Annotated in this window: 14 protein-coding genes; 4 read left to right on the top strand and 10 right to left on the bottom strand. The window is 51.0% G+C overall.

Annotated elements, in window-relative coordinates; translation table 11 throughout:
• From sitB to E6P06_RS22410, 4 genes are all read right to left on the bottom strand, one after another.
• Complete coding sequence (gene sitB, locus E6P06_RS22425) at window positions 1-816, bottom strand: iron/manganese ABC transporter ATP-binding protein SitB (RefSeq protein WP_139935741.1); 816 nt, start codon at window positions 814-816, stop codon at window positions 1-3.
• Window positions 813-1,730, bottom strand: coding sequence for a metal ABC transporter substrate-binding protein (locus E6P06_RS22420; protein ID WP_115490139.1), 918 nt, complete (start codon window positions 1,728-1,730; stop codon window positions 813-815). The genes sitB and E6P06_RS22420 overlap by 4 nt, the downstream gene beginning before the upstream one ends.
• A 180-nt stretch (window positions 1,731-1,910) precedes the next feature.
• Window positions 1,911-2,684, bottom strand: a complete 774-nt coding sequence (locus tag E6P06_RS22415) for a DUF4886 domain-containing protein (RefSeq protein WP_003840292.1) — start codon at window positions 2,682-2,684, stop codon at window positions 1,911-1,913.
• Window positions 2,685-2,694: 10 nt separating this feature from the next.
• A complete protein-coding gene (locus E6P06_RS22410; protein ID WP_139935740.1) occupies window positions 2,695-3,735 on the bottom strand; it encodes a porin in 1,041 nt (346 codons plus the stop codon).
• Between the two features lie 405 nt (window positions 3,736-4,140).
• Between E6P06_RS22410 and E6P06_RS22405 the strand changes: the two genes are divergently transcribed.
• Window positions 4,141-5,511, top strand: a complete 1,371-nt coding sequence (locus E6P06_RS22405) for an adenylosuccinate lyase family protein (protein ID WP_003840287.1) — start codon at window positions 4,141-4,143, stop codon at window positions 5,509-5,511.
• Between the two features lie 46 nt (window positions 5,512-5,557).
• Here the strand turns inward: E6P06_RS22405 and E6P06_RS22400 are convergent, their stop codons facing one another.
• Entirely contained in the window at window positions 5,558-6,451 is an 894-nt protein-coding gene (locus E6P06_RS22400) for a MurR/RpiR family transcriptional regulator (RefSeq protein ID WP_003846582.1), read from the bottom strand.
• Window positions 6,452-6,804: 353 nt separating this feature from the next.
• On the opposite strand from E6P06_RS22400, the gene dcuC reads away from it, so the two are divergent.
• From dcuC to E6P06_RS22385, 3 genes are all read left to right on the top strand, one after another.
• Window positions 6,805-8,172, top strand: a complete 1,368-nt coding sequence (dcuC, locus tag E6P06_RS22395) for a C4-dicarboxylate transporter DcuC (protein ID WP_003846583.1) — start codon at window positions 6,805-6,807, stop codon at window positions 8,170-8,172.
• Window positions 8,173-8,224: 52 nt separating this feature from the next.
• The gene (locus E6P06_RS22390; protein WP_139935739.1) at window positions 8,225-9,919 is read left to right on the top strand and encodes an NAD-dependent malic enzyme; all 1,695 of its coding nucleotides are present in this window, start codon (window positions 8,225-8,227) and stop codon (window positions 9,917-9,919) included.
• Window positions 9,920-10,003: 84 nt separating this feature from the next.
• Entirely contained in the window at window positions 10,004-10,348 is a 345-nt protein-coding gene (locus E6P06_RS22385; RefSeq protein WP_049003388.1) for a nitrous oxide-stimulated promoter family protein, read from the top strand.
• A gap of 102 nt (window positions 10,349-10,450) precedes the next feature.
• Here the strand turns inward: E6P06_RS22385 and flhA are convergent, their stop codons facing one another.
• From flhA to hypB, 5 genes are all read right to left on the bottom strand, one after another.
• Window positions 10,451-12,529, bottom strand: coding sequence for a formate hydrogenlyase transcriptional activator FlhA (gene flhA, locus E6P06_RS22380; RefSeq protein ID WP_003840276.1), 2,079 nt, complete (start codon window positions 12,527-12,529; stop codon window positions 10,451-10,453).
• 127 nt (window positions 12,530-12,656) lie between these two features.
• Window positions 12,657-13,667: a hydrogenase maturation carbamoyl dehydratase HypE gene (gene hypE, locus E6P06_RS22375; RefSeq protein WP_057102031.1), complete on the bottom strand. Its 1,011-nt coding sequence runs from the start codon at window positions 13,665-13,667 to the stop codon at window positions 12,657-12,659.
• Window positions 13,664-14,785 (bottom strand): hydrogenase formation protein HypD, encoded by a 1,122-nt coding sequence (hypD, locus tag E6P06_RS22370; RefSeq protein ID WP_003037413.1) that lies wholly within the window; start codon window positions 14,783-14,785, stop codon window positions 13,664-13,666. The genes hypE and hypD overlap by 4 nt, the downstream gene beginning before the upstream one ends.
• Window positions 14,786-15,058 (bottom strand): hydrogenase 3 maturation protein HypC, encoded by a 273-nt coding sequence (gene hypC / locus E6P06_RS22365; protein WP_003037411.1) that lies wholly within the window; start codon window positions 15,056-15,058, stop codon window positions 14,786-14,788.
• Window positions 15,049-15,921 (bottom strand): hydrogenase nickel incorporation protein HypB, encoded by an 873-nt coding sequence (gene hypB, locus E6P06_RS22360; protein ID WP_003037409.1) that lies wholly within the window; start codon window positions 15,919-15,921, stop codon window positions 15,049-15,051. Before hypB ends, hypC begins: the two co-directional genes overlap by 10 nt.
• Window positions 15,922-15,951: the final 30 nt, after the last annotated feature.

Here is a 15,951-nt window from a genome sequence, read left to right as displayed (position 1 = left end):
TTATTCCCCCTCGCTTGCCGCACGTCGCGAAATAAACGGGCGTTCATCGTCGGTAATCACGTGTTGTTCGCCGCCGCTCAGCGCAACGTGACGCAGTACGCCGCTGAATGCCAGCTCGAGATTCTCGGGGGTAAAGGTGGTATCGGTTGGTCCACTTGCCAGCACCGTGCCCTTAATCATCACCGTGTAATCACAAAACTCGGTGACGGATCCCAGATTATGGGTAGAGACCAGCATGGTTCGACCCTCATCACGCAGCTCACGCAGCAGGTCGATGATCCGGGCCTCGGTTTTTACATCCACGCCGGTGAAGGGTTCATCCAGTAAAATAACCTGTCCGTCCTGTGCAATGGCGCGTGCCAGAAAGACGCGTTTTTTCTGCCCACCGGACAGTTCACCTATCTGACGATGGCGATAGTCCAGCATATCAACCCGCGCCAGTGCCGCATCCACGCAGGCGTGGTCGATTTGTTTTGGTCGACGCAGCCAGCCCATATGGCCAAAGCGTCCCATCATCACCACATCTTCCACCAGTACCGGAAACGACCAGTCCACCTCTTCTGACTGAGGGACATAGGCGATCAGATTCTGTTTGAGCGCCTTATTTACCGGCAGTTGCAGAATTGAGATTTCCCCTTGCGCCAGGCGGACAAAACCCATCAGCGCTTTAAAAAGCGTTGATTTTCCCGACCCGTTTACGCCGACCAGAGCGGCAATTGAGCCGCCCGGAACCTGAAAAGTGGCATCCCGCAATGCGGTATGACCGTTGCGATACGTCACCGTAACCTGATTCACGGTAATCGCAGATTGACTCATGGTTGGCTCTCCAGACCTTTGTTGATGCCGTTAACAATGGTTTGCGTGGTGACGCGCAGTAAATCCAGATAGGTCGGTACCGGACCATCGGCAGCGCTGAGCGAATCGACATACAGCACGCCTCCGTAATACGCGCCAGATTCACGGGCAACCTGACGCGCTGGTTTGTCGGACACGGTGCTTTCGCTAAATACCGTTGGGATATGATGCTCTCTGATCGCATCGATTACCTTGCGTACCTGCTTCGGCGTACCTTGCTGATCGGCATTGATCGGCCACAGATACAGCTCTTTCAGGCTGTTATCACGGGCCAGGTAGGAGAATGCGCCTTCACTGGTGACCAGCCAGCGTTTATCGGCGGGGAGTTTTACCAGTTCAGCATGCAGCGGCGCCAGGGTCTGCTGGATTTTCGCTTTATAATTCTCCGCATTTTTCTGGTAAGTGGCGGCATTGTCTGGATCGTATTTCATCAGCGCATCGCGAATGTTATCCACGTAGATGAGTGCGTTCTCCGCTGACATCCAGGCATGCGGGTTCGGTTTGCCGTTGTACGGCCCTTCGCTGATACCCATTGGCTGGACGCCGTTTGAGACCATCACTTCTGGTACGCCGGACAAATTTTGGTAGAAGCGGGCAAACCATAGTTCGAGGTTAAGACCGTTGGAGAGAATAAGCTGTGCGCCTTGCGCTCGTTTAATATCACCTGGGGTTGGTTGATATTCGTGAATTTCTGCGCCAGGTTTGGTGATGGAACTGACCTCTGCTGCATCTCCCGCCACATTGCTCGCCATATCGGCAATCACCGTAAAGGTGGTTACTACCTTAAATTTTTCTTTCGCCCAGGCAGGAGACAGCGTCAGCGCCGTGATTACGCTGGCAAGGAGAAACGATTTCAGATGGGGCAGATGCGGCATAGTATCCCTCACAACAAAATGGTTAATTTATCATCGAATATAGCCTTTGCTATGTTATATAGCACATGGCATAAATAAATGAAAATAATTCTTATTTGCGTAGGGCGCTAAGGAATGGATGAGGATAATGCGTTTACGCCGACACGATTGTCGGCGTGTGGGGGAAGACTAACCCGATGATTATGGCTTCTGGAACTCAGTGACGGTTTCCCAGGCCACTTGCTGCAAGGCTTTGGCGTCGCCAGGGCTCATGTCTGTATCAATAGGAAGCGCACCGCCGACCGGAGACTGGTTATACAGAGTAGCGAAAAATACACAGGCGGCGAGATACGTTCCAGAAATCGAAGGGTGTACACCATCTTGATAATACAGGTTAATTTCTGGGTGCGTTTTACGTGCTTTCTCGAAAGCCAGGCCTACCGGAGCCACATATCCCCCCGTTTTTTGCGCAATCGAGAGATAAGCATCTGCCAGTTTTTGGCTATCTTCGGGTTTGTCTTTTTTCGGCCAGGTCATGAAATAGACGACTTTTGCACCGGCTTTATGCGCCATTTCGGCCATTTGGGTTGCAGAGTCCACGAAGTTTTGCCGGGTACTTTCTTTCTTTGAAATCGTTTCTGTTGAGTTTCCCTGCAGGACGACGACATCCCATTTCTGTAGCGTGTTCTGATAGCGCATATTCTCAATTTGCCAGCCTAAATGACCGCTGGAAATCGTGATCCCCCGATATTTATAGCCTTTGGCGTGATCAGGCAGTAAGGACTGCGTCAAATCCCGCAGGCGGGTATTAATATTATTGTTATAGAAAGTGAAAGAGTTACCATAAAGCGCGACAATTTTATTCTCACCATCCATTTTCGCATGTGCGGAAGGCGCTAATAACGTATCCGCGTGAACACAGATACTACTTAATGCGAAAGTCGTCGCTGCGGCAAGTAATGTTATTTTTTTCATTTTTTATCTCTTAGAAATCATAACGGAGCCCAACGATAAGCGCATCATCATTGGTCTTTTTGTTCTTACTTGCGAACTCTTTATCGTAAGTAAATGATAACCACGTGTCTTTAGCCAATGTTAATTGCGCTTCAGCACGCCAGTCTTCTTTTTCAGCAATATCTTTACCATCTTCATTTAAAAAGCTATATCCGGTAAGAACCTTGACGGTGCCAAAGTTGTAGGAAATGAGCGAATCCATCCCTTTGTAATTATTATCGCTTTTGTTATCGCGAGAGATAGACGTACGTAATGCGGTTACTGCGACTTCATAGGCTTTATAACTGAGTTGTAATCCTCCCATGATTTGATCGTTTTGATTACGTCCATCGGTGGTCACTACGCCGTCCTGTCGTTTATAACGGCTGGCCGCTATCGCAGGTGTAATCCTAAAGTCGCCAAATTTGAAAGACTTGCGATAGCTGGCCATCGCGCCGTAATCCAGAGCTTCGTTATCACTGTTGCCATTACCGGAGACCCATGCCAGCTGAATCTCATTGCCGGCAAATTTAGCGTTCCACTGAACGGTGCCGTCCTGTCGGTTGAACTGGTACGAATCATCAATGGTTGTAATGCCATAGCTGTAGATATTAGGGGTGAAATTTTTGTATTTATCGGTCATTTTCATTACCTGATACAACGGGTTTTTGATTCTCCCGGTGATCAGTTCACCCCATGTTTTATTTGACAGGCCGACATAGGAATATCGGGCCTCCATATCGCTTTCACCGGTATTGTTATCATTTTTTTCGGTACGCACCTGCCATTCCAGGCGCCCCACGATTTTGGTCTCTGGCAGAATATCCAAATCTCGCGTGAGATAAATACCTATACGTCCACCCAAATCGCTTCGGCTTTCACTGCCAGCAAATGAATTCTGACCACTCGCGATTTTACCCTCAACGCGGCCATAGATGTCCAGCGTATTTCCATCTTTATTATACACATTTAAGGCGAACGCCGAGGAACTCATACCCATTAGTAATATTAGTGAATAATTTTTTAGCTTCATATCATCCCTCAAACCAGCATTGATTTCCTGACCATAAATAAAGTTTACAGCGGGATAATTGTTCGTGAAAAAGGAATGGTAGTGATATGGGAATCATTTTTTCTCGTGATAAAATGTGATTATTCACGCATAAATATCTCTGTTTTTACTATTGTATTAATGGCTCTAATATTTAATTATGGGGCTTTTAAAATGTTACGGCTCTACAATATATGATCATGAAAATTACTGTGAAGTACGTCTCATTTCTACTGGGTAGAAAAGCTGAAAATGGGAATGTTGTATTCTCATGATTACTATTGAGGTGGGAATACTATTTTCCCCTATAATTTGGCAGACAAATCCCGCAAAATTGATTAATCAAATTTTCTATTATCACGCATTCACTAGCCGGAGAGGCGCTGTATGTACGGGAAGCAAACAACGGTATTTGATTCTGACCTTTATTCATCATTGTTCACTCAGGATAAGATGCGGGAAATATGGTCTGACGACAATCTGCTGCGTTGTTGGTTGCGTTTTGAGGCGGCGGTCGCTCGAGTGCAAAGTGAGTTGGGAATTATTCCTGAACAAGCAGCCGTTGAAATTGAACAAACCTGTCGGGAAATACAGATAGACTGGCCAGCCTTGGCGCAGGAAACACAAACGGTCGGCATGGCGATAAAGCCGCTGATCGATCAGATCTCCGCCAGCGGAACACCGCTGGTCAGTCAGTTTCTGCATTGGGGATGCACCACTCAGGATTTACTCGACTCAGGCATGGCGATGAGATTGCAGCAAACGCTGCGGCTATTGCGTGAGCAATTGCTTGATGTTGGCGAAGCCATGAAAGCGATGGCGTTACGACACGCGCGTACGGTAATGGTTGCGCGTACCAATTCGGTGGATGCCTCTGCAACGACGTGGGGGCTTCATGTTTGCAGTTATCTGGCGGAGATAAACCGCCACCTGACACGACTACAGCAGCTGTATCCGCGTGCCGTAACCGGACTTTTTGGCGGTGCGGTGGGGAATCTGGCTTCTGTAGGTAAGCAGGGAATGGAAACGCGCCAGCGGCTGATGTTGGCACTGGGTCTGAACGTACCCTGCGGCATTAATAATGCCAGCCAGGATGCGGTTGTTGAAGTTGTGCAGTTTTTTGCTCTTGTTCACGGCACGCTGTGTCGTCTGGCCAACGATGTCGAAACCATGGGACGCACGCCGATTGCAGAAGTACTCGAAGGAGAGGGCGGTGGCGGATCCAGCACCATGCCACACAAAGTTAATCCACGCGCCAGTAATATGGTGCAAACGTTGGCAAGAATGGGGTGGATGTATGCTTCCGGCGCGCCAGCAATGCTGGATCAACAGGATGTACGAGCTGCCTCAATGCGGGTATTAAACTGGACGATCCTCCCGGAGGCCTCTAATGCGTTATCGACCAGCCTGACACGCGCAAAGAATCTGCTTTCGCATCTCATTGTTAATGAAGATAAGATGCGCGCTAATTTTGACTGCTCAAAGCACTTTATTATGTCTGAGTCGCTGACGATGAAGCTTGCCGCCAAAATTGGCAGAGAGTCCGCCTATAACCTGGTGAAAAATCTGCTGAAGCATGCAACCGGCGAGTACAGCTTCATGGAGATCGTACAGGCTAGCCCGGAAATCCGCGCGTCATTATCTGGGGCGGAAATTGCTGCCGCCTGCGAGCCGCTGTCATATATCGGGGCTAACGACGCGTTAATCGCTGAGACTATCGCTGAGTTCGATCGCGTGAAAACCGCAGATATTGCCTGATTCGTCATGTCGCCGGGAGGGATAGCTCTCCTGGCGGTTGGTGGCACTAAGTATTGTGGGACGATGCCGAAAATGTTTCGAAAAAGACGAATAATTCTTCCAGTTGGGCAAAATTCCCCTCGCTATCTCCTTTCTCATAAGCCAGATGTAGAATGAGTTCGATAAAAAAGAAGCCAAGAATACGGCTTTGAAAAATGGAATGTACGTCGCTTGGGAGAACAAACTGCAGATCGCAGAACTTACCGTAAGGGTTCGCCTCTGAGTTGGTCACCAACACTACGGCGGCATTCTTTTTTCTGAACCATCTTGCAATATTGAGGGCGACCCGGTTAAATCGATAGTAAGAGAAAACAATCAGGACATCTCCTTCCTCAATGTTGACGAGACATTTGGGGAGTTCGCTGATGTCCGTCGGTAACAGGGAGATGTTACTGCGGAAGTACTTTAGCAGTGTACAAAAATGCGTTGCCATGGCATGAGACGATGAAGGGCCGACGACATAAATATGACGTTTGTTGTTCAGCACCAGATCGATAAATGCATTAAGGCTCTCAATATCGATATTATTTTTAAATTGATTAAATAATTCTGATACTTTGTAGGTGAAATCGGTAACGATACTTTCAGTGGTAATCCCAGGATTGTTACGCAGTTTGATGTTTTTCTCAAACGGTGCGGATATTTTATTTTTTGACAGCGTGATGTCTAATGCCTTGCGGAAAGCAGCATAACCCGTAAACCCCATTTTATTTAAAAATCGGCCAATAGTTGCTTTGCTTACCATCGCATTTTGCGAGAGATCAACAATGCCATGGTAAGGCAGTTCATTGAAGTGTTTATTAATGTACTCATTGAGTCGGCACTCAGATTCAGTTAGAACACCCATATTAAGAGTAAGTAAGTTATACTCATCCAGACTTAATGTGTTTTTATTATACATGGATAACACCCGATTGCTGTTGAATATCAACGTTGTTATAGGGTAATACGCTTTCGACGTCAATCATTGAATGAATATCCTGGAAACCCGCATCCAGCTCTTCCTGGAAGATATGACCATACTCATATAAGTTGCGATCTTACTCACAAAAAGGGGTGGGAAAATATCTTTCCCGTATTTTATAACCACACAACCCATTACAATTAAATCTCAATATTTGAGTGTGTAATACGATAAATTTACGTACATATTATAACTGCTTATATATGGAGGCGCTTTTTTACTATCCTACATAAGCAATGATGATATGACGGGTAACCCTACCAAATTTGTATGGCATAGGAATTGTTATTATGACAGCGTTTATTATAGCAATAGTGATAACAGTTATTGCAGCATGGTTAATTGTAAAAAACTATCAGCCGCAAACTGTTTTATTACTCGCTGGACTGGCATTATTGACCATTACCGTATTGTTTTATCCTGAAAACAGCATTCTCTATGATAAAGCGAAATCCACGGGGTCAACCTGGCTGGACATCTTTAGCTTTGCCAAAGAATCGCTGACCACACAAATTGCGGGTATTGGTCTTATCATCATGGCGGCGGGTGGATTTGCCAGCTATATGGATCACATCAAAGCGTCGAATGCGATGGTGAATATGTGCATTCGTCCGCTACAGGTGATTAAAGCGCCTTACCTGATCCTCGCGTTGGGGTACATCTGCGCACAGCTTCTGCACGTGGCAATTTCAAGTGCGGCGGGGCTGGCGATGTTGCTGCTGGTGACATTCTTCCCGGTACTGGTTCGTCTTGGGGTCAGTAAAGCTTCTGCAGCCGCGATGATCGGTCTGTGCGCATTTATGGATCTAGGGCCTGCGGTTGGTACTGCGAATCTGGCGGCCAAGCATGCTGGCATGGAAAGCGCTATCTACTTCGCTCATTACCAGATGCCGGTGGCGGTGGTGGTGATGTTGGCCGTTGCTGTAGTGATTTACTTCACCGCGAAGTATTTCGACAAAAAGGATGGCTTCATATCAGGCGAGCAAAGCGTCGCGCAAGCAGAAGAAGAGGGCCGCAAGGCACCCGCTATTTACGCGTTGTTACCGGTCCTGCCTGTAGCACTGGTGCTGGTCTTTAGCCCTTTGGTGATCAAATCCATCAAAATTGACGTGGTCACGGCAATGATCCTTGGCGCGGTCGTCGCGTTTTTCTTCGAACTGGTGGCTACCCGAGATTTCAAAAACTGCTGTAAAGGGTTACAGGTCTTTTTCAAAGGCATGGGCAGCATGTTTACCAGTATTGTTTCCTTGTTGGTGTGTGCGGATATCTATGCCCAGGGGCTGCAGAAAATTGGCGCGGTGGACTACCTGTTGCAGTCAGTGCAAAACGCAGGCCTGGGTTTTACCAGTATGACGCTGGTGATGACCGCGCTGGTGGGCGTCACCGCCGTCCTGACAGGCTCTGGCGTAGCCGCCTTTTTCTCTTTCTCCGGCCTGGCTCCCTCCATTGCGGCAAAATTTGGTGAGAGCGCTGTCAATATGATTCTGCCAATGCAGTTGATGGCGGGAATGGGGCGCTCAATGTCTCCTGTGGCTGGCATCATTATTGCGGTAAGCAAAGCAGGGGAATGTTCACCGTTTATGATCGTCAGAAGAACGCTGCTTCCAGCGCTGGCCGGTATCGCGGCGATGCTGGTTGCCAACTATGTCCTGATTTGAATCCCGAGAGCCTGTTAATGCAGGCTCTTATTTTTTTATCTGGTTGTAATTTATGGATGGCAACGTGACAAACGATGTTTTATACGTCCCGTTTACGGGGAAGTTACTGCTTGAGTCTCCGTTATTGAACAAGGGAAGTAGCTTCACGCAGCAAGAAAGACATGACTTTAATCTGAGTGGACTACTGCCTTGCGCCATTGAGAATATTGATGAACAAGCCGAGCGGGCGTATCAACAATATCTTGAGGCTGAATCCCACAACGCTCGACATATTTATCTGCGTAATATTCAGGATACCAACGAAACGTTATTTTATTACCTGCTGAAAAAGCATCTGCCGGAGATGCTGCCCATCGTTTATACCCCGGTAGTCGGGGCCGCTTGCGAAAAATTCTCCTGGATATATCGTCGTGCGCGTGGCGTCTTTATTTCATGGCCCGATCGCGATCGTATTGACGATATTTTGCATGATAATCCACGGCACAATATCAAGGTCATCGTCGTTACAGATGGCGAACGCATTCTGGGACTGGGTGACCAGGGCGTAGGCGGTATGGGGATCCCTATCGGAAAACTGTCGCTCTATACCGTATGTGGCGGGGTAAATCCGGCTAATACGCTCCCCATTCTACTGGATGTCGGGACGAACAATACGCGACTGCTGGACGATCCGCGCTATATCGGCTGGCGTCATCCGCGTATCACCGGTGAAGACTACTTCGCATTTATTGGCATGTTTATTGCGGCCGTAAAACGGCGCTGGCCTGACGTTTTGCTGCAGTTTGAAGACTTCGCTCAACATACCGCAGTGCCTCTGCTGGAGCGTTATCGCGATGATCTGTGCTGCTTTAATGATGACATTCAGGGCACTGCGTCGGTAGCTCTGGCGACCTTACTTGCCGCATGTCGTGGCAGCGGCCGCGATTTCTGCAAGCAACCGATCGTGATTGTGGGCGCGGGCGCAGCCGGATGTGGCATAGCCCGGCATATCATTGCCTGTCGCATCAGTGAAGGGATGAGCCAGTCTGAAGCCAGACGGACAATTTTTATGGTGGATCGCGACGGTCTGGTGATGACCACCAATCATGCTTTAGCGGATTTCCAGCAACCGCTGGCACAACCTCCCGAGGCATTATCTGACTGGCAGTATGAGGGGCAGGCGCCGTCATTACTGGAGGTGATTCATAATGTCAAACCCACGGTGATGCTGGGTGTGTCGGGCCATGCCGGATTGTTCTCGCAGGAGGTGATTAGCACGATGTATCAATACTGCGATCACCCGATTGTTATGCCGCTGTCGAATCCCACCTCGAGAATGGAAGCGCGGCCAGAAGATATTGTTCGCTGGACCAGGGGACAGGCCATCATCGCGACCGGCAGCCCCTGTGATGCAGTTGAATTTAATGGGCGCTCCATTCCGGTTGCGCAATGTAATAACGTGTATGTTTTCCCGGCTATCGGTCTGGGGGCTATCGCCAGTGGTGCGACGCGCATAACAGACGCTATGCTGATGGCGGCAAGCTGCGCACTGGCCGATGCTTCTCCGCTGGTTCGTAACGGGGAAGGCGCTCTGTTGCCGGAGATTGGGACAATCTGCGACGTGACTCGCAGCATTGCTTTTGAGGTCGGTAAGGCGGCACAGCAGTCCGGTGTGGCAGAGAAGATAAGCGACGAGGTGTTGCTGCAGAGCATCAACGATAACTTTTGGCTACCGCACTACCGTCCTTATAAACGCCGGGCAATTTAGTCATTCTTCCTGGAATTGTTAACGGCTATTGGTTGCCTCTATGGTTAAGGTGTATTATTTATGCAACTTAATTGTGGAGGCATTATGTCCGGCAAACGTATTGCACGTGAAAAAATGACGATCCAGAGAATGATCTCACTCTACGAGCGCCAGTGTCCGCAGGCTTCAGACGAGCCGGGGCATTACGATGCGTTATTTACCTATGCGCAAAAGCGCCTGGATAAGTGCGTGTTTGGCGAGGAAAAACCGGCCTGCAAGCAGTGTCCGGTGCACTGCTATCAACCTGCTAAACGCGAAGAGATGAAGCAAATTATGCGTTGGGCTGGGCCAAGAATGCTCTGGCGTCATCCGATTCTGACCGTGCGTCATCTGATTGATGACAAACGCCCTGTCCCGGAATTGCCAGAGAAATATCAGCGCAAGAAGTAATGTAACAATTCTATGCCGGATGGCGGCTGCGCCTTATCCGGCCTACAAATACAAACGCACCAGTGGATAGACCCGATAAGCAAAGCGCCATCGGGCGAACCGTTAAACCAGTGCATCCTTATCAATACCCAATCGCTTCATGCGTGAGAGTAACGTTGTACGTTTCAGCCCCAGCCGTTGTGCCGCGCCTTTGGGACCGGCAACCACACCGTTGGTTTCTTTCAATACGCGCATAATCAACTGGTATTCATCTTCGCCGTCCTGTGCGACTTCGGTTGCCACCGGAGGCGTAGACGGCATCAAAGGGGCAATATCCGGAAGGGACAGCTGCAGCACGTTGCCTCGGGTAAGCAGAACCGCGCGCTCCACCACATTTTCCAGTTCGCGCACGTTGCCCGGCCACTCCATGCTGCTCAGCGTACGCAGCGCCTCGGCGGGAATGCTGTCGATATTGCGCCCCATCCGGCGAGCAATTTTAAAGGTGAAAGCTTTCACCAGCAGCGGGATATCTTCCGGGCGCTCGCGCAGTGGCGGCAGATGGATCGGGAAGACGTTCAGTCGATAGTAGAGATCGTTACGAAATTCGCGATCGGCGACCATCTTCTTCAGATCGCGGTTGGTAGCGGCGATCAAGCGCACGTCGGTCTGGATCAGCTTATTACTGCCCAGACGTTCAAACTCCTGCTCTTGCAGAACGCGCAGTAGCTTAGGCTGAAGCTCCAGCGGCATATCGCCAACTTCATCGAGGAACAGCGAACTTTTATCTGCCAGCTCGAAACGACCAATCCGCTGCGTGCTGGCGCCGGTAAACGCGCCACGCTCATGACCAAACAGATCGCTTTCCAGTAATCCGGCAGGCATTGCCGCACAGTTCATCTTCACCATCCGACGGGCGTTACGTCCGCTCAGGTTGTGAATGGCCCGTGCGATCAGCTCTTTACCCGTTCCGGTCTCACCCAGAATCAGGACGGTGCTGTCGCTTTGCGCCACCATTTCGACCTGCTTGAGTACGCTGTACATCGCTTCGCTGCGGCCAATGATTTCACCGAACTCACTCTCTACATTGTTGAGTTGTTCTGTCAGCGCCAGGTTTTCATCTACCAGACGTTCTTTCAGGCGGTGAATCTCCTGATAGGCAAGCGCGTTATCCACGGCAATTGCCACACGCTCGGCAATTTGGCGCAATAGCTTGAGGTTGGCGGTAGTGAAAACTTTCTCTTCGCACTGTGCCAGCTTGAGTACGCCGAGCATAGTATTGCCGGACATCAGCGGTAACAGACACAGGGTTTGTAGCTGGTTGCCCCAGGTTTCGAACAGCATCCGTTCGTAAGGGGCGAGCGTATCGCGTTCGCTCAGATTAATCAGCAGCATCTCTTTGCTTTTGAAAACGCGTTCAGAGAGCGTGCCCGCTTCGTCCACTTCACTTTGTTCGTGCGCTGGATGATGTTCATCCAGATAGTGGGTGGAATAAATGCTGAGCTTGTTTTTGCGATCGCTGCGTAACACGATGCTGATGGCATCAATGTCGAAGTAGTGATGGATCTCTTTGGCGACTTCGCTGACCAGTTCGTCAATGTCCAGGCGGGAGAGTACCGCATTGGTGATGGCGACCAGGATGCGAAAGTTATCACGCTCGCGGCACAACAGATCGTAATCGACGTTGTTGCTGACCCTGCTTTGAATTTGTTCAGCAACGACGCCGACTATCTGGGTGAAGGTCTGTAGACGGTTATATTCTTTTTCACTCCACGGACGATCCTCGTTACGGATGAACTCGCAACCGCCAAAGATGCGCCCATCTGCCGCCAGCGGCAGCAGGCAGTAGTGGCCAAATTCAGAATACAGTCCACCTGAAGCCAGCTGTGGCCAGGTTTCCGTAAACTCATGATAGTTGCAGTGCAGCGCATCGGGGCGAGACAAAATACGGCGTACCGGGCCATGGGCCAGTACCGTTTCGTCTTCATAATCGATGGGTTTACCATTTTCACGCGTCGCAAAATAACGCGCACGCTGCGTTTGTGCCTGCCATAAGACAATAGCCGCACAGTCGGCCAGCGCTGAACGCTTGACCAGCTGCGAAAGCGCCTCGCTAAGAGACGGGAGATCGGGCTGCTGTAATAATGTACGAGTAATATCGAACAGGCCTTGCTGTCCGAGGTCACTCATCGGTGTATACGACATATTGCTTTTCCAGGAAAAGCACCGCAGAACGGTGCGAAAACGGTAAATGAATTATAGGTATAAGTCGTAAATTATTGCCGGATAGCGATTTCGCTTATCCGGCCTACACGTTGCTGCTAATGGGCAGTTAGCATATACGAGGTAAAGGTTCGGCGTGTGGTAAATCGAGGGTTCGTTTCACGCCGTAAAGTCCGGCCAGACGCACACCTTTGCGTTCTACCACTTCGCCAATCATTGCGGCATCGCGTCCTAACGGATGCGCGCGCAGCGCGGCAAGTACGGTTTCAGCGGCCTGGCGTTCAACGGCAATCACTAGCTTGCCTTCGTTAGCAAAGTTGAGCGCATCCAGACCCAGCAGCTCGCAAACGCCACGCACCGCGGGCTTCACGGGCAGGGCCGCTTCAGACAGCTCAATGCCAAACCCGCATGATGCGGCAAATTCATGCGTTACTGCATTCACGCCGCCACGGGTGGCGTCACGCAGCGCCTTGACGCCAGGAATATCACGCAGCGTCTGGATAAGCGGCGTCAATACCGCACAGTCGCTGACCAGTTCGCCATCCAGACCCAACTGTTCGCGCAGGTTAAGGATGGTTGCGCCGTGATCGCCAAGCGTACCGCTGACCAGCAGCACATCGCCCACGCTCAGGGTCTGTGCGCCCCAGTGAATGTTGGCGGGGATCGCGCCCATTCCGGCGGTGTTGATAAAAAGCTTGTCTGCCGCGCCGCGCTGTACAACCTTGGTGTCACCGGTGACGATGGCGATACCCGCTTCGCGCGCGGTTGCCGCCATGCTGTTAACGACGGTTTTCAGCGTCTCCATTGGTAAACCTTCTTCGAGGATAAAACCGCAGGAGAGATAGCGCGGGATCGCGCCGCTGACCGCCACGTCGTTAGCCGTACCACAGATAGCCAGCTTGCCGATATTACCGCCCGGGAAGAACAACGGATCGATAACATAGCTGTCGGTTGAAAACGCCAGACGATCGCCTTCAGCGACCAGTTGCGCCAGTTCCAGACGTGCCTGATCTTCTTGTTCCGCCAGCCACGGATTCGCGAATGCCTCCATAAACAGACTGTTGATCAACTGCTGCATAGCCTGACCGCCGCTACCGTGGGCGAGTTGTACGCTGCTCATGCTTCACACTCCTGCTGACGATACTGATACCAGGCGGCACATGCGCCTTCTGAGGAGACCATCAGGGCGCCAAACGCTGTCTCCGGGTTACATGTTTTGCCAAATAATGGGCACTGATGTGGTTTACATCTGCCCGTCAGTACTTCCCCACAACGCGCGCGCGGATCGTCATACACCTGCTGCGGCGCTGGCTGGAAATGGGCTTCGGCATCAAAGCGCTGATAGTCAGGCGTCAGGTGAACGCCAGAGGATTCGATAACGCCCAGACCACGCCATTCGCTGTCGCCATTGACGCAGAACACCTCGGCGATGGCCTGTTGCGCTAACGCGTTACCGGCATCCGGTACCACGCGGCGGTACTGGTTTTCTACCTGGCTGTGCGCGGCAATTTTCTGCTCAATTAACATCACCACGCCTTGCAGGAGATCGAGCGGTTCAAAACCGGCGACCACTAACGGACGATGGAAGTCTGAAGCAATGAAATTATAGGCATCTGTGCCAATCACCATGCTGACGTGGCCTGGTGCTAAAAAGGCGTCAATACCGTTGTCCGGCTGTTCCAGCAGGCTGCGCAGCGTAGGGATAAGCGTGATGTGCTGGCAGAAAAAGTAAAAGTTCTGCACGTCACGCTGCTTTGCCTGTTGCAGAGTGATAGCGGTCGTTGGCATTGTGGTTTCAAAACCCAGACCAAAGAACACCACCTTACGCGTTGGGTTTTCCTGTGCCAGCTTCAGCGCATCCATCGGTGAATAGACGATACGGATATCAGCACCGCGCGCCTTGGCTTGCAGCAGGGAGCCTTGCTTACCTGGGACGCGCATCGCATCACCAAAGGTGCAGAAAATCACTTCTGGATGGCTGGCGATTTCTACACAGCTGTCGATTCTACCCATCGGCAGAACGCAAACCGGGCAACCCGGACCATGAATAAACTCCACGTTTTCCGGTAGCAACTGGTCGAGGCCGAATTTGAAGATAGCGTGGGTATGACCACCACAAACTTCCATGATGCGCAGTGGGCGTTCAGCCGTGTAGGGGAGGTGGGCGGCACGTTCAGACAGGTGCTCTATCAGTTGCATCACCTGCTCTGGTGCGCGGTATTCGTCAACAAAACGCATTTATTTTTCCTCGCCGTACAGCAACGCGCCGACATCCGGCTCAACGTCAAACATGTTTTGCAGCGCGTCGAGCGTATCGCGCGCTTCAGCTTCATTAATGATGCTCATGGCAAAACCGACGTGGACCAGTACCCACTGGCCGAGGCGCGGTTGGCCATGTTCATCACAGCTACCGACCAGCGTCAGGTCGACGTCGCGCTGAATACCGCAAACGTCGACTTTGGCCTGGTTGCCATCAATGGTGCGGATTTGACCCGGAACACCTATGCACATCGCTGCGTCTCCAGCCAGGAGAGCCATTGATCCATCCCTTCACCACTGGTGGCGGAAATCAGGATAATCTCAATTCCCGGGTTCACTTCCCGGGCGCTGGCGATGCATTTTTCAACGTCAAAATTGAGGTACGGTAACAGATCCACTTTGTTGAGCAGCATCAGTGATGCGGCGGCAAACATATGTGGATATTTCAGCGGTTTGTCTTCACCTTCGGTGACGGAAAGCACGGCCACTTTATGGCGCTCGCCGAGGTCGAAGCTGGCCGGGCAGACCAGGTTGCCGACGTTCTCAATGAACAGAATGCCGTTATCGTCAAGCGGCAAACGCGGCGCGGCGTCAGCAATCATTTGTGCGTCAAGGTGGCAACCTTTACCGGTGTTGACTTGAATGGCGGGCGTGCCTGTGGCGCGAATACGGGCAGCATCGTTCACCGTCTGCTGGTCACCTTCAATAACGGCGCACGGCACGCTATCTTTCAGCTTCATCAGCGTTTCGGTCAGCAGCGTGGTTTTACCGGAGCCCGGGCTTGAAACAAGGTTCAGCACCAGATGCTGACGGGCCGCAAAGCGGGCACGGTTGCGCTCGGCCAGGCGGTTGTTTTTGTCCAGTACGTCAATTTCCACTTCCAGCATACGGCGTTGGCTCATACCTGGTGCGTGGGTTCCTGCCTCACCGTGACCGTAGTGCAAATCGCCTTCTTCGGTCTGGCTCGGTGTGAAATTTGAGGTCTTCACACCGGTAATATTCAGCGCTGGACGAGCCGCTGGGGCAAATGGCGCGCTGCGAAACGCCGAGTGGGGATTATGCTCATCACCCTCTATATATAGGTTGCCTTCAGCGCAACCACATGTCGTACACATCGCTCACTCCTGATCTTTTTACTTGCGATA

Source organism: Citrobacter sp. CF971 (assembly GCF_006385635.1).
In the GTDB taxonomy this organism is placed as follows: domain Bacteria; phylum Pseudomonadota; class Gammaproteobacteria; order Enterobacterales; family Enterobacteriaceae; genus Citrobacter; species Citrobacter freundii.
Note: the sequence above shows the minus strand (reverse complement) of the source record. Positions and strands in the feature narration are given on the sequence as shown.